The organism is Streptomyces sp. NPDC017246, assembly GCF_044331325.1.
Taxonomy (GTDB): Bacteria; Actinomycetota; Actinomycetes; order Streptomycetales; family Streptomycetaceae; genus Streptomyces.
Window position 1 is genome coordinate 183271 of sequence record NZ_JBIRMW010000010.1, and the last position, 17947, is coordinate 201217.

The 17947-nt window shown below is 72.2% G+C and carries 13 protein-coding genes; 6 read left to right on the plus strand and 7 right to left on the minus strand.

Annotated elements, in window-relative coordinates; translation table 11 throughout:
• Positions 1–166: 166 nt before the first annotated feature.
• The 3 genes from dxs (at position 167) to ACH4MY_RS23700 (ending at position 4901) form a co-directional block, all read left to right on the plus strand.
• The gene (dxs, locus tag ACH4MY_RS23690; protein WP_398005718.1) at positions 167–2086 is read left to right on the plus strand and encodes a 1-deoxy-D-xylulose-5-phosphate synthase; all 1920 of its coding nucleotides are present in this window, start codon (positions 167–169) and stop codon (positions 2084–2086) included.
• Positions 2087–2206: 120 nt separating this feature from the next.
• Complete coding sequence (locus ACH4MY_RS23695; protein ID WP_398005719.1) at positions 2207–3721, plus strand: amino acid permease; 1515 nt, start codon at positions 2207–2209, stop codon at positions 3719–3721.
• A 97-nt stretch (positions 3722–3818) separates the two neighbouring features.
• Positions 3819–4901 (plus strand): hypothetical protein, encoded by a 1083-nt coding sequence (locus ACH4MY_RS23700; protein ID WP_398005720.1) that lies wholly within the window; start codon positions 3819–3821, stop codon positions 4899–4901.
• A 94-nt stretch (positions 4902–4995) separates the two neighbouring features.
• Here the strand turns inward: ACH4MY_RS23700 and ACH4MY_RS23705 are convergent, their stop codons facing one another.
• Together ACH4MY_RS23705 and ACH4MY_RS23710 are read right to left on the minus strand one after the other, a co-directional pair.
• Positions 4996–7134: a 3-hydroxyacyl-CoA dehydrogenase NAD-binding domain-containing protein gene (locus ACH4MY_RS23705; protein ID WP_398005721.1), complete on the minus strand. Its 2139-nt coding sequence runs from the start codon at positions 7132–7134 to the stop codon at positions 4996–4998.
• Positions 7131–8345 (minus strand): acetyl-CoA C-acyltransferase, encoded by a 1215-nt coding sequence (locus ACH4MY_RS23710; RefSeq protein ID WP_189835818.1) that lies wholly within the window; start codon positions 8343–8345, stop codon positions 7131–7133. The genes ACH4MY_RS23705 and ACH4MY_RS23710 overlap by 4 nt, the downstream gene beginning before the upstream one ends.
• A gap of 436 nt (positions 8346–8781) precedes the next feature.
• On the opposite strand from ACH4MY_RS23710, the gene ACH4MY_RS23715 reads away from it, so the two are divergent.
• The gene (locus tag ACH4MY_RS23715; RefSeq protein WP_398005722.1) at positions 8782–9222 is read left to right on the plus strand and encodes an alpha/beta fold hydrolase; all 441 of its coding nucleotides are present in this window, start codon (positions 8782–8784) and stop codon (positions 9220–9222) included.
• Between the two features lie 215 nt (positions 9223–9437).
• Here the strand turns inward: ACH4MY_RS23715 and ACH4MY_RS23720 are convergent, their stop codons facing one another.
• From ACH4MY_RS23720 to ACH4MY_RS23730, 3 genes are all read right to left on the minus strand, one after another.
• Complete coding sequence (locus tag ACH4MY_RS23720) at positions 9438–10724, minus strand: ribonuclease D (RefSeq protein WP_398005723.1); 1287 nt, start codon at positions 10722–10724, stop codon at positions 9438–9440.
• An 82-nt stretch (positions 10725–10806) separates the two neighbouring features.
• Entirely contained in the window at positions 10807–11472 is a 666-nt protein-coding gene (locus tag ACH4MY_RS23725) for a response regulator transcription factor (protein ID WP_015037008.1), read from the minus strand.
• Positions 11473–11863: 391 nt separating this feature from the next.
• A complete protein-coding gene (locus ACH4MY_RS23730) occupies positions 11864–12565 on the minus strand; it encodes a DUF3000 domain-containing protein (protein ID WP_398005724.1) in 702 nt (233 codons plus the stop codon).
• Positions 12566–12656: 91 nt separating this feature from the next.
• On the opposite strand from ACH4MY_RS23730, the gene hemE reads away from it, so the two are divergent.
• Entirely contained in the window at positions 12657–13733 is a 1077-nt protein-coding gene (gene hemE / locus ACH4MY_RS23735; protein WP_398005725.1) for a uroporphyrinogen decarboxylase, read from the plus strand.
• 92 nt (positions 13734–13825) lie between these two features.
• Here the strand turns inward: hemE and ACH4MY_RS23740 are convergent, their stop codons facing one another.
• Positions 13826–15199 (minus strand): FAD-dependent oxidoreductase, encoded by a 1374-nt coding sequence (locus tag ACH4MY_RS23740; RefSeq protein WP_398005726.1) that lies wholly within the window; start codon positions 15197–15199, stop codon positions 13826–13828.
• Positions 15200–15270: 71 nt separating this feature from the next.
• Positions 15271–16314, minus strand: coding sequence for a DUF4349 domain-containing protein (locus ACH4MY_RS23745; protein ID WP_398005727.1), 1044 nt, complete (start codon positions 16312–16314; stop codon positions 15271–15273).
• A 180-nt stretch (positions 16315–16494) separates the two neighbouring features.
• Here ACH4MY_RS23745 and hemG point away from each other — a divergent pair, with 180 nt between their 5' ends.
• Entirely contained in the window at positions 16495–17946 is a 1452-nt protein-coding gene (hemG, locus tag ACH4MY_RS23750) for a protoporphyrinogen oxidase (protein WP_398005728.1), read from the plus strand.
• The last annotated feature ends 1 nt before the right edge of the window (position 17947 follow it).

Below are 17947 nucleotides of genomic sequence, written 5' to 3' on the forward strand. Positions count from 1 at the left end.
GCTGCGTCCGGAGCAGTGCCCCGCCCTGTACAGAGCCGTACAGATCAGCGGCATGTAGGCCATGAGGGTGACGCCTCACCCCCCGGCCCGATGCCCACGATCCAAGACGGAACATTAGACTCGACAAATCGGCAAGCTCGACCAGCTCAAACGCAAGGAGGCACGGGTGGCTCTGCTGACCCGTATCAGGGGACCGCGAGATCTGGACCGGCTCTCCCCGGAACAGCTGGATCAGCTGGCCGACGAGATCAGGACGTTCCTCGTGGACGCCGTCTCCAAGACCGGCGGGCACCTCGGGCCCAACCTCGGCGTGGTCGAGCTGACCATCGCCCTGCACCGCGTGTTCGACTCCCCGAAGGACAAGGTCCTCTGGGACACCGGCCACCAGAGCTACGTCCACAAGCTGCTCACCGGCCGCCAGGACTTCTCGAAGCTCAAGATGAAGGGCGGCCTCTCCGGCTACCCCTCACAGGCCGAGTCCGAGCACGACGTCATCGAGAACTCGCACGCCTCGACGGTCCTCGGCTGGGCCGACGGCCTCGCCAAGGCGAACGAGGTCCTGCGCAAGGACGACCACGTCGTCGCCGTCATCGGCGACGGTGCGCTCACCGGAGGCATGGCCTGGGAGGCGCTGAACAACATCGCCGCCGCCAAGGACCGCCCGCTCGTCATCGTCGTCAACGACAACGAGCGCTCCTACGCGCCCACCATCGGCGGCCTCGCCAACCACCTGGCGACCCTGCGCACCACCGACGGCTACGAGCGCTTCCTGGCCCGCGGCAAGGACATCCTGGAGCGCACCCCCGTCGTCGGGAAGCCGCTCTACGAGACCCTGCACGGCGCCAAGAAGGGCCTCAAGGACTTCATCGCCCCGCAGGGCATGTTCGAGGACCTCGGCCTCAAGTACGTCGGCCCCATCGACGGCCACGACATCGAGGCCCTGGAATCCGCCCTGACGCGCGCCAAGCGCTTCGGCGGCCCCGTGATCGTCCACTGCCTCACGGAGAAGGGACGCGGCTACCAGCCGGCCCTCCAGGACGAGGCCGACCGCTTCCACGCCGTCGGCAAGATCCACCCCGACACCGGTCTCCCCATCGCCTCCTCCGGCGCCGACTGGACCTCGGTCTTCGGCGAGGAGATGGTGAAGCTCGGCAAGGAGCGCGCGGACATCGTCGCCATCACCGCGGCCATGCTCCAGCCCGTCGGCCTCGACAAGTTCGCCAAGGCCTTCCCCGAGCGGGTCTTCGACGTCGGCATCGCCGAGCAGCACGCCGCGGTCTCCGCGGCCGGCCTCGCCACCGGCGGACTCCACCCGGTCTTCGCGGTCTACGCGACCTTCCTCAACCGTGCCTTCGACCAGGTCCTGATGGACGTGGCCCTGCACAAGTGCGGTGTCACCTTCGTCCTGGACCGGGCCGGAGTCACCGGCACCGACGGCGCCTCCCACAACGGCATGTGGGACATGTCGATCCTCCAGGTCGTGCCCGGCCTGCGGCTCGCCGCCCCGCGCGACGCCGACCAGGTCCGCGCCCAGCTGCGCGAGGCCGTCGAGGTGACCGACGCCCCGACCGTGGTCCGCTTCTCCAAGGGCGCGGTCGGCCCGGCCGTCCCGGCCCTGCGCCGCGTCGGCGGCATGGACGTGCTCCGTGAGCCCGGCTCGGACCGGCCCGACGTCCTCCTGGTCTCCGTGGGCGCCCTGGCTCCCATGTGCCTGGAGATCGCCGACCTGCTCGACCGGCACGGCATCACCACCACGGTCGTCGACCCCCGTTGGGTCAAGCCCGTCGACGAGGCCCTCGCCCCGCTGGCCGAGGGCCACCGGGTCGTCGTCACCGTCGAGGACAACAGCCGCGTCGGCGGCGTCGGCTCGGCCGTCGCCCAGGCGCTCCGCGACGCGGGCGTGGACGTGCCGCTGCGCGACTTCGGCATCCCGCCGCGCTTCCTCGACCACGCCTCCCGCGGCGAGGTCCTGGCCGAGATCGGTCTGACCGCCCCGGACATCGCCCGTCAGGTCACCGGTCTGGTGTCCCGTCTCGACGGTCGCTTCGAGAACAGCGCGCAGGCCGTGGAGCCCGCCCGCGACTGACGATCACCGTCACCAGGCGTCACCTTTGGGCCGGTCGGCTCACTCTTCGGAGTGCCGACCGGCCCTTTCGCGTGCATTCTGACCACAGGGCGGGCAGCCCCATGGCAGGGAGGTACGACGGTGAGTACGGACCAGCAGCCACGCGCCAATTCCGGAGTCTTCCGGACCAAATCGGTCGAGCAGTCGATCCGCGACACGGAGGAACCGGAGCACGCGCTCCGGAAATCCCTGTCCGCCTGGGATCTGATGGTGTTCGGTGTCGGCGTCATCATCGGCACCGGCATCTTCGTTCTGACGGGCAAGGTCGCCAAGGAGAACGCGGGCCCGGCCACGGCCCTCGCCTTCGTCGCGGCCGGCATCGTCTGTGCGCTGGCCGCCCTCTGCTACGCCGAGTTCGCCTCGACGGTGCCGGTGGCCGGATCGGCGTACACCTTCGCGTACGCCTCGATCGGCGAGCTGCCCGCCTGGATCATCGGCTGGGACCTCGTCCTGGAGTTCGCCCTGGGCACGGCGGTGGTCGCCGTCGGCTGGTCCGGCTACGTCCGCTCGCTCATGGACAACATCGGCTGGCATCTACCCGCGGCTCTCGAAGGACCGGACGTGTCCGGCGGCACCTTCGACATCCTGGCGTTCCTCCTCGTCCTGGTGCTGACCGTCGTCCTCGTCCTGGGCATGAAGCTCTCCGCCCGGATCACCGCGATCGTCGTCGCGATCAAGGTCACGGTCGTGATGATCGTGATCGTCGCCGGCCTGTTCTTCATCGTCGGCGACAACTACAAGCCCTTCATCCCGCCGGCCGTCACCCCCGAGGGCGGCGGTTCCAACTGGGACTCCCCGCTCGTCCAGCTGATCTTCGGGTACGAGCCGACCAACTTCGGCGTCATGGGCATCTTCACCGCCGCGTCGGTCGTCTTCTTCGCCTTCATCGGCTTCGACGTGGTGGCCACCGCCGCCGAGGAGACCAAACTGCCGCAGCGGGACATGCCCCGCGGTATCCTCGGCTCGCTCCTGATCTGCACCGTGCTCTACGTGGCCGTCGCCCTGGTCGTCACCGGTATGCAGCACTACACGGAGCTGTCCGTGAGCGCCCCGCTCGCCGACGCCTTCAAGGCCGCCGGGCATCCCTTCTACGCGGGCGTGATCAGCTTCGGCGCCGCCGTCGGCCTCACCACGGTCTGTCTGATCCTGCTCCTCGGCCAGACCCGAGTGTTCTTCGCGATGAGCCGTGACGGCCTGCTGCCGCGCTTCTTCTCCGTCACGCACCCGCGGTTCAAGACCCCGTACCGCCCGACGATCCTGCTCGGTGTGATCATCGCCATCGTCGCCGGCTTCACCAGCATCAACGAACTCGCGACCCTGGTGAACATCGGCACACTCTTCGCCTTCGTCGTCGTGGCCGTCGGCGTCATGGTGCTCCGCCGCTCCCGCCCCGACCTGCCGCGCGCCTTCCGCACCCCCTGGGTGCCGGTGCTGCCGATCCTCTCCATCGCCGCCTCGTTCTGGCTGATGCTGAACCTGCCTCTCGAGACCTGGTTCCGGTTCGCCGTGTGGATGGTGATCGGCATCTTCGTGTACTTCCTGTACGGGCGCGGTCACAGTCGGCTCGGGCAGGCGGGCCGGAACGCCGAGTACTGAGGGAGATACCGCAGGCGCGGAAGGGACCGTTCAGGAGGGCGACTAAAGTCGGCTCGTACCCGAACTCCTTCCGACGACCGGAGTGCTGGATCCCCCCATGGCGAATCGATCCCAGGCCCCCGCCGACCGTTCTCACGGCTCCTCCGCCGCCCCTCTGCTCCAGGGCGCATGGCTGACCAGAGGGGAGGAGGGCCGGTTCAGCGCCTACCTGCCGCGGGACGGAGAGGTGGTGCGCTGGACCGAGGAGCCGGACGGCGGCTGGAGCGGGCCCGTCTCGCTCGGCGGCGACGGTCTGACGCCCTTCCTCGCGGTCGGCCAGGGCGCCGACCGCTACGTCCACCTCGTCGGTCTGCGGCCCACCACCGGGGGAGAGGGGCACGTCGAACTGGTGCACAGCGTCCAGTTCCAGACGGGCCGCCCGGCGGTGGCCTGGCGCCCCATCGGGCACTCCAACGGCAAGGGGCCGTGGACCGGCAACCCGGCCGTCGCGGTGGACGCCCAGGGCCGCGCGTACGCCTTCGTCCGCAACGGGGGCGGCGGACTGAGCGTACGGGCCCAGAAGGACGCCGGCGGCTGGCACCCCTGGTGGGACCTGCACGGCTGGAGCACCGACCCCTCCCCGGTCGCCGTCTGCAACGGCGAGGGGCGCGTCGAGCTCCTCACGGCCACCGACAAGGGCCTCCTGCGCTACGTCCAGGAGGAGTCCGGCGGCCGCCCCGTCCGCAAGGACGTCCTGCCCGCCGAGGTCACCTTCGGCACCCTCACGGCCGTCACCGGCCCCTCCGGGCACGCGACGCTGTTCTACGTCGACAAGGCCGGACAGGTCCGCGCCTGGTCGCCCGGGCGCGACCTGGAGCCCACCCCCCTCGGCAAGGCGGTCGGCACCGGCCGGCTCGCCGCCACCCGCTGTCTCATCGACGGCTTCGACTGCACGGTCCTCGCCCAGCAGTCCGCGGACGGCCGGCTCGCCCTCGCCGCCTACCCGAGCGAGCAGGAGGGCGAGGGCATCGAGTGGTCGGAGACCGGAGAGCCGCAGGACGAGCTCGACACCGTCCTCACGCGCGGCCTCGACGGGCGCCTGGTCGCGGCGTCCCTGGTCGGCGGGGCCTCGCCGATCACCACCCGGCAGAAGGCCGGGGCGGAGGGTCTGCTCCTGGAGAGCTGGCGGTCCATAGGGTGACCGTCACCCCCTGACGGCCGCACCCCCGAAGAGAACGGGAACGGCCCCGGCACCTGGAGAAGGTGCCGGGGCCGTACGCGTACGCCCTGAGGCGTTACGCCGGGACGCTCGCCACGCCCTGCGCGAGGAACGGCTTGCCGTTGACGCGCTCGGAGACGCCCTCACGGTCCAGGTACGGCGTGATGCCGCCCAGGTGGAAGGGCCAGCCCGCGCCCGTGATCAGGCAGAGGTCGATGTCCTGCGCCTCGGCGACGACACCCTCCTCCAGCATCAGGCCGATCTCCTGCGCCACCGCGTCCAGGACGCGGTCGCGGACCTGCTCCTCGGTCAGGACGGAGTCGCCCTGGACGAGGAGGGCGGCGACCTCCGGGTCGAGTTCCGGCTTGAAGCCGTTCTCGGCCTTGTAGACGTAGAAGCCGCGCTTGCCGGCCTCGACGACGCGCTTGAGGTTCGGCGAGACGGTGAAGCGCTCGGGGAAGGAGCGGTTCAGGGTCTCGGAGACGTGCAGACCGATCGCCGGGCCGACGAGCTCCAGGAGGACCAGCGGGGACATCGGCAGACCGAGCGGCTCGATGGCCTTCTCGGCCGTCTCGACCGAGGTGCCCTCGTCGATGACGTTCTGGATCTCGCCCATGAAGCGGGTCAGGATGCGGTTCACGACGAACGCCGGGGCGTCCTTGGTGAGGACCGCGGTCTTCTTCAGCTTCTTCGCGACACCGAACGCGGTGGCGAGGGAGGCGTCGTCCGTCTTCTCGCCGCGGACGATCTCCAGGAGCGGGAGGATCGCGACCGGGTTGAAGAAGTGGAAGCCGACCACGCGCTCCGGGTGCTGGAGCTTGGAGGCCATCTCCGAGACGGACAGCGAGGAGGTGTTGGTGGCGAGGATCGCGTGCGCCGGGGCGACCGCCTCGACCTCCGCGAACACCTTCTGCTTGACGGACATCTCCTCGAACACGGCCTCGATGATGAAGTCCGCGTCCGCGAAGCCCTCGGCCTTGTCCAGGACACCGGAGACCAGGCCCTTGAGACGGTTGGCCTTGTCCTGGTTGATCCGGCCCTTGCCGAGCAGCTTCTCGATCTCGGCGTGGACGTAGCCCACACCCTTGTCGACGCGCTCCTGATCGATGTCGGTCAGGACGACCGGCACCTCGAGGCGGCGCAGGAAGAGCAGGGCCAGCTGGGAGGCCATCAGACCGGCGCCGACGACACCGACCCTGGTGACCGGGCGGGCCAGCGACTTGTCCGGGGCACCGGCGGGGCGCTTGCCGCGCTTCTGCACCAGGTTGAAGGCGTAGATGCCGGAGCGCAGCTCGCCGCCCATGATCAGGTCCGCGAGGGCCTGGTCCTCGGCGTCGAAGCCCTTCTGCAGGTCGCCGTCCTTGGCGGCCTCGATGATCTCGAGGGCGCGGTAGGCGGCCGGGGCGGCGCCGTGCACCTTGGAGTCGGCGATGGCGCGGCCCTTGGCGACGGCCTGGTCCCAGGCCTCGCCGCGGTCGATCGCGGGACGCTCGACGGTGACGGAGCCGTTGAGGACGGAGGCCGTCCAGATCAGCGACTGCTCCAGGAAGTCGGCACCCTCGAACAGCGCGTCGGCGATGCCGAGTTCGAAGACCTGCTTGCCCTTGAGCTGGCGGTTCTGGTTGAGCGAGTTCTCGATGACGACCGAGACGGCCTTCTCGGCACCGATCAGGTTCGGCAGGATGGCGCAGCCGCCCCAGCCGGGCACCAGACCGAGGAAGACCTCGGGCAGCGAGAAGGCCGGCAGGGCCTTCGACACGGTGCGGTAGGTGCAGTGCAGACCGACCTCGACGCCGCCGCCCATGGCCGCGCCGTTGTAGTACGCGAAGGTCGGCACGGCGAGCGCGGACAGACGCTTGAAGACGTCGTGGCCGCCCTTGCCGATGGCGAGCGCCTCGTCGTGCTTCTTCAGCAGCTCGACGCCCTTGAGGTCGGCGCCGACGGCGAAGATGAACGGCTTGCCGGTGATACCGACGCCGGTGATCTCACCGTTCGCGGCCTCGGCCTCGACCTGGTCGATCGCCGTGTTCAGGTTGGCGAGCGACTGCGGGCCGAAGGTGGTCGGCTTGGTGTGGTCGAAGCCGTTGTCCAGCGTGATCAGGGCGAACCGGCCCGCACCCGCGGGCAGCTCGAAGTGCCGTACGTGGGCGCTGGTGACGACCTCGTCGGGGAAGAGCTCCGCGGCGCCCTTCAGAAGCTCGGCGGTGGTGCTCACTTGCCCTCCCAGTGGGGGTTTTCCCAGATGACCGTGGCGCCCATGCCGAAGCCGACGCACATCGTGTTGAGGCCGTAGCGGACCTGCGGGTTCTCCTCGAACTGGCGGGCCAGCTGCGTCATGAGGCGGACGCCGGAGGAGGCGAGCGGGTGACCGTAGGCGATGGCGCCGCCGTACTGGTTGACGCGGGCGTCGTCGTCGGCGATGCCGTAGTGCTCGAGGAAGGCGAGGACCTGGACGGCGAAGGCCTCGTTGACCTCGAAGAGGTCGATGTCCTCGATGGACAGGCCGGCCTTGGCGAGGGCCTTCTCGGTCGCCGGGATGGGGCCGTAGCCCATGACCTCGGGCTCGACGCCGGCGAAGGCGTAGGAGACGAGGCGCATCTTGACCGGGAGGTCGTGCTCCCGGGCGAAGTCCTCGGAGGCGATGATCGAGGCGGTGGCACCGTCGTTGAGACCGGCCGCGTTGCCCGCGGTCACGTTGCCGTGGACGCGGAACGGCGTCTTCAGGTTGGCCAGCGACTCCAGGGTGGTGCCCGGACGCATCGGCTCGTCGGCGGTGACCAGGCCCCAGCCGGTCTCACCGGTGGAGGCGTCGGTACGGCGGACCGAGATCGGCACCAGGTCCTGCTGGATCTTGCCGTCGGCGTACGCCTTGGCGGCCTTCTCCTGCGAGCGCACCGCGTACTCGTCGGCGCGCTGCTTGGTGATGCTCGGGTAGCGGTCGTGCAGGTTCTCGGCGGTCATGCCCATGAAGAGGGCGGACTCGTCGACGAGCTTCTCCGACACGAAGCGCGGGTTCGGGTCGACGCCCTCACCCATGGGGTGGCGGCCCATGTGCTCGACGCCACCGGCGATGACGGCGTCGTAGGCGCCGAAGGCGATCGAACCGGCGACCGAGGTGACGGCGGTCAGCGCGCCGGCACACATGCGGTCGATGGAGTAGCCCGGCACCGACTGCGGCAGCCCGGCGAGGATGCCCGCCGTACGGCCGAGGGTCAGACCCTGGTCACCGATCTGCGTGGTCGCGGCGATGGCGACCTCGTCGATCTTCGCGGGGTCCAGGCCGGGGTTGCGGCGCAGCAGCTCCCGGATGGCCTTGACGACGAGGTCGTCGGCGCGGGTCTCGTGGTAGATGCCCTTCGGGCCCGCCTTGCCGAACGGGGTGCGGACGCCGTCGACGAAGACGACGTCCCTGACGGTACGAGGCACGATGGCTCTCCTCCAGGGTGCGGGATGGCACTGCTGCGGCACACGCCTAAGCGTGCGCTTGCTTCCCCCATGCTACTTGTGGGTAACCAGGCTGCCCAGCCCCTGGGGCGCAAGCGGCGAAGGTCACACCCCGAGGATGCCACCGCGTCGACCGCGCGCCCCCCGCGTACGCCCGACTGATCGGCGGGTCCCGCCACCCGATGGGCGCAGAGGGGCGGCCGTGTCGCGGGGCAGCCGCCCGACGGCGGCGGCGGGTGGCACCTGCCGGGGCGCGAGGCTCCGGCCCCGCCGCGGAAAGGACTCCCATGGCGATCGTCACCACCGACCACGCAGTCCCCACACGTCCACCGTCCCAGCGAACGCGAACACGCCGGTCAAGCTCTTCGTACGGGAGCGGCGCAACACGTCCGGCGCCGGGCCGCGCACACCGGTCCTCATGCTCCACGGCCGGAGCGTCCCGGTGCTGGCCGGCTTCGACCTCCAGCACGAGTCGTACAGCTGGGCCGAGGCGCTGGCGAAAGCCGGCTACGACGTCTTCATGATGGACCTCCAGGGGTCGGGCCGCTCCCCGCGCCCCACGATGGACGACCCCCGCAACGTCAACCCGGCCCAGCAGTCCCTGCTGACGCCGAGGCCGCCGGGATTCACCCCGGGCCCGCCGAACTATCCGTTCCAGCTGACCAACTCGTACGGCGACCGGGACGAGCTGAACACCGTCGTGGACTTCATCCGCGACGAGTGCAAGGTGGAGAAGGTCGCCTTCATCGGCTGGTCCGCGGCCGCGTTCACGATGGGACCGTACGCGGTCGAGAACCCGGAGAAGGTGGAGTGCCTGTTCCTGCTGGCACCGATGCCGTCGCGGGCGCCCACAAGCTGATGGTCAAGCTGGCCTGCGCGGGGCATTCGGTGGTGTGAAAGATGCAGCACAAGAACGTGCACAACCTCTCCAAGCACTGGCTCAAGCAGCACAAGGTCGACGGCAAGACCCTGGGCGTCTTCGACATGGACGTCAACGGCGTCCTCGGCCCGGCCCCGTAGGACGGCGAAGCCCCCGGCCGCGCGTGCGGCCGGGGACTCACGGCTGTCGCCGGGTCAGCCCTGGGCGTTCGCCAGCGCCGTCACCAGGAGCGGGGTCACCAGACCGACCTGCCAGGGGCGGGCGCCGTGGCCCGTCAGGGCGGCGGCGACGCTGTCGGCGTCCGCCGGGGACGGCGGCTCCCAGCAGACCCGGCGGACGGTGTCCGGGGTGATCAGGTTCTCCTGCGGAAGGTTCAGCTCCTCCGCGAGCGCCGAGACCGCCGTGCGCGCCGCCGACAGACGGGCCGCCGCGACCGGGTCCTTGTCCGCCCAGGCGCGCGGCGGGGGCGGGCCGGCCACCTGCTGGCCCGGCTGGGGAAGCTCGCTCTCCGGCAGGGCGCGGGCGCGGTCGACGGCCGCCTGCCACTGCTCCAGCTGACGGCGGCCCATCCGGTGCCCGAAACCGGGCAGTGCCGTGAGCGCGGCCACGTTCACCGGCACCGCGAGCGAGGCCTCCACGATCGCCGCGTCGCTCAGTACCTTGCCGGGGGAGACGTCCCGCCGCTGGGCGACCGCGTCACGGGCCGTCCACAGCTCCCGTACGACCGCCATCTGGCGACGGCGGCGCACCTTGTGCATGCCGGAGGTCCGCCGCCACGGGTCCTTGCGCGGCGGGGCGGGCGGGGCGGAGGCGATCGCGTCGAACTCCTGGTGCGCCCACTCCAGCTTGCCCTGCCGGTCGAGCTCCTTCTCCAGGGCGTCCCGCAGGTCGACGAGGAGCTCCACGTCGAGCGCCGCGTACCGCAGCCAGGGCTCGGGCAGCGGACGGGTGGACCAGTCGACGGCCGAGTGGCCCTTCTCCAGGGCGTAGCCGAGGACGGACTCGACCATGGCGCCGAGGCCGACCCGGGGGAAGCCCGCGAGGCGTCCGGCGAGCTCCGTGTCGAACAGCGAGGTCGGCAGCATGCCTATGTCGCGCAGGCACGGAAGGTCCTGGGTCGCGGCGTGCAGGATCCACTCGGTCCCGGCGAGCGCCTCGCCGAGCCCCGAGAGGTCGGGGCAGCCCACCGGGTCGACGAGCGCGGTGCCCGCGCCCTCGCGGCGGAGCTGTACGAGGTAGGCGCGCTGGCCGTAGCGGTAGCCGGAGGCGCGCTCGGCGTCCACGGCCACGGGGCCGCGGCCCGCGGCGAAGGCGGCGATCACCTCGGCGAGGGCGTCCTCGGTCTCGACGACGGGCGGAATCCCCTCGCGGGGCTCCAGCAACGGGATCGGAAGCCCATTCGCAGGGACATCGTCGTCCGGGGGGCCGCCCCCGGTGGTGCGCAGTGCTGTGTCTGCTGCGGTCTCTTGGGCGTCGGTCACCTGTCAAGGGTATCGGTGAACGGCAAGCGCCTGTCGACGGAACGTTCCGTCGACAGGCGCCGGCTTCTCGTCGACCGATCTGTCAGTGGATGATCCCCGTCCGCAGGGCCACCGCGACCATGCCGGCGCGGTCGCCGGTGCCCAGCTTGCGGGCGATCCGTGCGAGGTGGCTCTTCACGGTCAGGGCCGAGAGGCCCATGGAGACGCCGATCGCCTTGTTCGACTGGCCCTCCGCGACGAGCCGGAGCACCTCGACCTCACGGCCGGAGAGCTCGCGGTAGCCGCCCGGGTGGCTCGGGGCACCCGGGGGGCGGCGGTGGCCGAGGCGTGCGGCCGCGGCGCCGATGGGGGCGGCGCCGGGCCGGGTCGGGTGACCGATGTTGGTCCGGGTTCCGGTGACTACATAGCCCTTCACGCCGCCCGCCAGGGCGTTGCGTACGGCGCCGATGTCATCGGCGGCCGAGAGGGCGAGGCCGTTGGGCCAGCCCGCGGCGCGGGTCTCGGACAGCAGCGTGAGGCCGCTGCCGTCGGGCAGGTGGACGTCGGCAACGCAGATGTCGCGCGGGTTGCCGACGCGGGGACGTGCCTCCGCGATGGAAGAAGCCTCGATCACGTCGCGTACTCCGAGGGCCCACAGGTGGCGGGTCACGGTGGAGCGGACGCGCGGGTCGGCCACGACGACCATGGCCGTCGGCTTGTTCGGGCGGTAGGCGACCAGGCTTGCGGGCTGCTCGAGGAGAACGGACACCAGGCCTCCTGGGGGGAAGGGTGCGGGACGGAGCCGGCTCGGGGAAGAAACCGGGGGTGAACCCGTGCTGTGAAGGGGTCACTGACTCCTTCGGCAGCTGAGCCGCCCGCCTTTAGGGAATGATCACGATTTGGTGAGTAACAATTGGGGCAATTCGGACGCGTGATCGATCATCCTACGAGCGGCCCCCGCTCCGTCACCCTCACGAGGGAGTGTCCGGACACCGTTCGGACACTCCCGGGAATGGCTTGATCCCGCCCCTGAGGTGTGCTGCCACCCCGCCACAGGCCCCCCTCGGACCTGCCGGAGTTCATGCCACCGGGACCACGACGGGCCCCGTGCCCACCCTGCCGGACCCCCGCCGGGCCCCGCGTCCACGCCGCCGGGACCCTCAGGCCTGCTGCGGCCCCCGCCGCTGGGGCAACGAGACGACCCCCGCGCCGGACACCGTCCCGGCCGCTCCCGTCCCCTGATCCGCCGGCGCCGGAGGCAGTCCCGCGATCTGGCAGAGCAGATCGCACCAGGCGGCCAGATGCGCCCCCGTGTCCGGCACCCCGCCCAGACCCTCGCGCGGCGTCCAGGACGCCCGGATCTCGATCTGCGTGGCCGGCCTGCGGTCCGCGAGACCGCCGAAGTAGTGCGAGCCCGCCATCGTGACGGTCCCGCTCGCCTCCCCGTACACGAGCCCCCGGGCCTCCAGGGCCCCGGTCAGCCAGGACCAGCACACCTCGGGCAGCAGCGGATCCGCCGCCATCTCCGGCTCCAGCTCCGCCCGGACCAGCGTCACCAGCCGGAACGTTCCCTTCCAGGCCTCGTGGCCGTCCGGATCGTGCAGCAGCACCAGTCGGCCGTCCGCGAGATCCTCCTCGCCGTCCACGACGGCCGCCTCCACCGCGTACGCGTACGGGGCGAGGCGCTGCGGGGGCCTCGTCGGGTCGATCTCGATCTCGGGTCGCAGCCGCGCCGAGCGCAACGCCTCCACCGCCCGCCGGAACGCGGGTGGCACCGGGTTCGCCTCCGTACTGTCCGCCGTTTCGTCCGTCCCTCGATCGCCGTCGGAATGATCGGAAAAATGTCCCTGAGCCGCAGCCATGCGGGGAAGAGTAGGCGGAACGGGGCCTCCGTGCAGGGAGGGACACCCTGCCCGGACGAGCGGCTTCCCGCCACATGCGAAGATTCTGGGCGTGAGCGCCAACGACCGCCCGACGGGCCAGCAGACGAAGCAGCAGTCGCGGACCTACGACTCCGCGTTCCTCAAGGCATGCCGGCGGGAGCCCGTGCCGCACACCCCCGTCTGGTTCATGCGGCAGGCCGGGCGCTCCCTCCCCGAGTACCTGAAGGTGCGCGAGGGCATCCCCATGCTCGAGTCGTGCATGCGGCCCGAGCTGGTCACCGAGATCACGCTGCAGCCGGTCCGCCGCCACAAGGTCGACGCCGCCATCTACTTCAGCGACATCGTCGTCCCCCTCAAGGCCATCGGCCTCGACCTCGACATCAAGCCCGGCGTCGGCCCGGTCGTCGCCGACCCGATCCGCACCCGCGCCGACCTGGACCGGCTGCGCGACCTGACCCCCGAGGACGTCCACTACGTCACCGAGGCCATCGGGATGCTCACCGGCGAGCTGGGCGACACCCCGCTCATCGGCTTCGCGGGCGCGCCTTTCACCCTCGCGAGCTACCTCGTCGAGGGCGGTCCCTCGCGCAGCCACGAGCGCACCAAGGCGATGATGTACGGCGACCCGCAGCTCTGGGCCGACCTCCTCGACCGCCTCGCTGAGATCACCTCGGCCTTCCTCAAGGTCCAGATCGAGGCCGGGGCCTCCGCCGTCCAGCTCTTCGACTCCTGGGTCGGCGCCCTCGCCCCGGCCGACTACCGCCGCTCGGTGATGCCCGCCTCCGTGAAGGTGTTCGACGCGGTCGCCGGCTACGGCGTCCCGCGCATCCACTTCGGCGTCGGTACGGGCGAGCTCCTCGGCCTCATGGGCGAGGCCGGCGCGGACGTCGTCGGCGTCGACTGGCGCGTCCCGCTCGACGAGGCCGCCCGCCGCGTCGGCCCCGGCAAGGCCCTCCAGGGCAACCTGGACCCGGCCGTGCTGTTCGCCTCCCCGGAGGTCGTGGAGGCCAAGGCGGACGAGGTCCTGGCCGCCGCGAAGGGCCTGGAGGGGCACGTCTTCAACCTCGGACACGGCGTCATGCCGTCCATGGACCCGGACGCCCTGAGCCGTCTCGTCGAGTACGTCCACACCCGGACGGCCGTCTGACGCCCGCCCGCTTCCGGCCGACGCCTCCGCTCCACCGGGCGGAGGCGTCGCCGTTTCCTCGCGCGGCGGCGTCGCCGTCACACGGGTGGGGGTCAGCCCGCCGCGCGGACCGCCGCCGTCGCCTTGCGGGCCGCGACCAGCACCGGGTCCCAGACCGGCGAGAACGGCGGCGCGTACCCCAGGTCCAGGGCCGTCATCGCCTCCACCGTCATCCCCGCCGTCAGCGCCACGGCCGCGATGTCCACCCGCTTCCCCGCACCCTCCCGGCCCACGATCTGCACCCCGAGCAGCCGGCCGGTACGCCGCTCGGCCAGCATCTTCACCGTCATCGGCGCGGCCCCCGGGTAGTACCCCGCCCGGCTCGTCGACTCCACCGTCACCGTCACGTACCGCAGCCCCACCTCCCGGGCGTCCTTCTCCCGCAGGCCGGTCCGCGCGATCTCCAGGTCACAGACCTTCGACACCGCCGTGCCCACCACCCCGGGGAAGGTCGCGTAGCCGCCGCCCGCGTTCGCCCCGATGACCTGGCCCTGCTTGTTCGCGTGCGTCCCCAGCGGCACGTGCCGCTCCCGGCCCGAGACCAGGTCAAGGACCTCCACGCAGTCGCCGCCCGCCCAGATGTCCTCGTGGCCCCGGACCCGCATCGCCAGATCCGTGAGCAGCCCGCCGTGCGCCCCGATCGGCAGCCCCGCCGCCCGAGCCAGCGAGGTCTCCGGCACCACGCCCATGCCGAGGACCACCACGTCCGCCGGGTACTCCCGCTCGTCCGTCGCCACCGCCCGGACCCGGCCGTCCTCGCCGGTCAGGATCTTCGTGGCCGCCGCCGAGGCGACCGTCGTGATGCCGAGACCGTCCATCGCCCGGTGCACCAGACGGCCCATGTCCGGATCGAGGGTCGCCATCGGCTGCTCGCCCCGGTGCAGGAGCGTCACCTCGTAGCCCCGGTTCAGCAGCGCCTCGGCCATCTCCACACCGATGTAGCCCGCGCCGACCACGACCGCCCGCCGGCCGGGCGTCCCGTCCAGCGAGTCGAGCAGCGCCTGCCCGTCGTCCAGGGTCTGCACCCCGTGCACCCCGGGCGCGTCGATCCCCGGCAGGGGCGGGCGCTTCGGCCGGGCCCCCGTCGCGATCACCAGCTTGTCGAACCCGGTCCAGGCCTCCGTGCCCGCCTCCAGGTCCCGGGCGAGGACCCGCCGGCCGGACACGTCGACCGCCGTCACCTCGGTCCGCATCCGCAGATCGATGGCACGCTCCCGGTGCTCCTCGGGGGAGCGCGCGATCAGCTCGTCGCGGGTGGCGACGTCGCCACCGACCCAGTACGGGATGCCGCAGGCCGAGTAGGAGGAGAAGTGCCCGCGCTCGAAGGCGACGATCTCCAGTTCCCCGGGCCCCTTGAGCCTGCGTGCCTGCGACGCGGCGGACATCCCCGCCGCGTCGCCACCGATGACCACCAGTCGTTCGCTCATCCCCCTATTTTCAGGCCCGGTTCGCCTCGGGGGGACTCAATCCGGGCTCACAGCGCCCGCGGCCCTTCGGCTCACTCGTCGGCGCCGGCGGACGTACCGGTCGGCGGAGCCCCGGCACTCCCGGCACTCCCGGAGGTCATGGCGGCTCCCGCCGCGTTCCGCGCCGGCCGGGGCTCCGGCAGGGGCGCCGGGCGGGTCGTGGCGCGCCCGGCGCGTCGCGGGCGGACGACGTGACGCCACACGAGGTAGCCGATCAGGGCCACCGCGAGCCACGGGGCCAGGGCCGCCAGGACGACACCCGCCCAGGCCACCGCGCCGGCCAGGGAGTTCCAGCCGCCGCTCAGGGCGTCACCGAAACCGGGGCGGCCCTCCTCCTCGTGCTCCTCGGCCCTCGGCTTCTCCTTCTCCGTCAGCTGGAGGGTGATGGTCGCGAGCGACGTACGGTCCTTGAGCGAGGACTGCTGGGCCAGCAGCGACTCCAGGTCCGACTGACGGCGGCTCAGCTCGCCCTCCAGGGTCACCACGTCGGCCAGCCTCTCCGCCCGCTGCATCAGCGCCCGCACCCGCGCCACGCTCGCGCGCTGGGTGGCGATCCGGCTCTCCACGTCCACCACCTCCTCGGTGACGTCCTTGGCGTCGGCCTTGCGGGCCAGCAGCTTCCCCGTGCCCGCGAGCTCGGTGAGGACCGAGTCGTACCGCTCCTGCGGCACCCGCAGCACGATGCGTGAGGTGACGTATCCGTCGTCGACCCGCTCCGTCGACTCGTTCTCGACGCGCCCGCCCGCGTCCGCCGCCGCGCCGCGGACCGTGACCAGTGCCTTCGTCACGTCGCCGACCTCAACCGAGAGCGAGGCGGTACGGATCACGTACTGCTGCTGCCGGGCGGGGGCCTTCGAAGGCTCCGACGGGGCCTTCTCGGCGCCCGCGTAGCCGTCGGCGGCGCCCGCCTGCGCGTCGGCGGGCTTCGCCGCGCCCATGTCCCCCTTGCCGGCCGCCTTGCCGTCCGAGCCCATGTCGCTGCCGCCCGCGCCGCAGCCGGTCAGGACCAGTGCCGCCGTCAGCAGTGCCGCGGCCGCTGCCGCCCGCCTTCTCGCCGTCGTCCGTGCGCTCCGCATCGTGTCCCCCCGAGGGTGGTGAGTGTGTTGCCGCTTCGACGCCTCTTCGACGTACGAGGCCCGGGAACGGGTTGCCCTCCCGCGGTAGCGATGCGGTCACGGTCCGGCTTCGGAACGGGAGCGGCGGGGGCGAGGCGGCCTCGGAGCGGGAGCCCGTGGGCGATTTGAGAGAGTGGTCCCATGAACGCGGACTCCACGGGACCCCATGTCGTCGTCGCCGGAGGCGGTATCGCCGGACTCGCGGCCGCCCACCGGCTGGCCGTCGCCGGCCACCGGGTGACCCTCCTCGAAGCGGGGACGCGGCTCGGCGGCAAGCTGCTCGCCGGGGAGATCGCGGGCGCCCCCGTGGACCTCGGTGCCGAGTCGCTGCTCGCCCGCCGCCCCGAGGCGGTCGCCCTCGCCCGGGCCGTCGGTCTGGGCGACCGGCTCCAGGTCCCCGCCACCACGACCGCGTCCGTCTGGTCCCGGGGCGAGCTCGTCCCCATGCCCAAGGGGCACGTCATGGGCGTCCCCGGCGACGCCCACGCGGTCGAGGGCCTCCTCTCCGCGGAGGGCGTGCGCCGGATCGGCCTCGACGCCGAGCTGCCCCCGACCGAGATCGGCGAGGACATCGCCATCGGCGCGTACGTCGCCGCCCGGATGGGCCACGAGGTCGTCGACAGGCTCGTGGAACCCCTCCTCGGCGGGGTGTACGCCGGTGACGCCTACCGCATCTCGATGAAGGCCGCCGTCCCCGCCCTCCTCGAGGCCGCCCGCGCCCACCCCACGCTCACCGCCGCCGTCCGCGCCGTCCAGCGGGCGGGCGCCGCCGTCCCCGCCGACGCCGCGGGTGCCGCCACCGGCCTCGGGGGTTCCGTCTTCCTCGGCGTCGAGGGCGGTGTCGGCACCCTGCCCGGGGCCGTCGCCGAGGCGATCCGGGCCGCCGGCGGAGAGATCCTCACCGACGCCCCCGTGACCGGGCTGCGCCGCACCGGGGCCACCGGCTGGCAGGTCGTGAGCCGCGACCGGGTCCTCACCGCGGACGCCGTCGTCCTCGCCACCCCCGCCGGGCCCGCCGCGGCGCTGCTCGCCCCGCACGCGCCCGCCGCCGCGGCGGGGCTCGACTCGGTCGCGTACGCCTCCATGGCCCTGGTCACCCTCGCCTTCCGCCGCACCGACATGCCCGTCCTGGCGGGCTCCGGCTTCCTCGTGCCGCCCGTCGACGGGCACACGATCAAGGCCTCCACCTTCTCCTCGCAGAAGTGGCGGTGGGTCGCCGACGGCGCCTCCGACCTCTTCGTCCTGCGTACCTCCGTGGGCCGCCACGGCGAGGAGGAGCAGGTCGACCGCGAGGACACCGACCTCGTCGCCGCCTCGCTCAAGGACCTGGCGGCCGCCACCGGGCTCGCCGCCCGTCCCGTGGCGACCACGGTCACCCGCTGGACCGGCGGTCTGCCCCAGTACCCCGTCGGCCATCTCGCCCGGGTCGCCCGGGTCCGCGAGGCCGTCGCCGCCCTGCCCGGACTGCGGGTCGCGGGCGCCGCGTACGACGGCGTCGGCATCCCCGCCTGCATCGCCTCGGCCCACCGGGCGGCCGACGAGATCATCGCCACGTCGAAAAGGACCGACCCCGGTGCGGGGCACTCCCTGTGAC

Coding starts and splice junctions, on each gene's coding strand:
- ACH4MY_RS23700 (WP_398005720.1), top strand. CDS start 3,819: ATGGCGAATCGATCCCAGGCCCCCGCCGACCGTTCTCACGGCTCCTCC.
- ACH4MY_RS23715 (WP_398005722.1), top strand. CDS start 8,782: ATGCTCCACGGCCGGAGCGTCCCGGTGCTGGCCGGCTTCGACCTCCAG.
- ACH4MY_RS23730 (WP_398005724.1), bottom strand. CDS start 12,565: ATGGCTGCGGCTCAGGGACATTTTTCCGATCATTCCGACGGCGATCGA.
- ACH4MY_RS23740 (WP_398005726.1), bottom strand. CDS start 15,199: ATGAGCGAACGACTGGTGGTCATCGGTGGCGACGCGGCGGGGATGTCC.
- ACH4MY_RS23745 (WP_398005727.1), bottom strand. CDS start 16,314: ATGCGGAGCGCACGGACGACGGCGAGAAGGCGGGCGGCAGCGGCCGCG.
- hemG (WP_398005728.1), top strand. CDS start 16,495: ATGAACGCGGACTCCACGGGACCCCATGTCGTCGTCGCCGGAGGCGGT.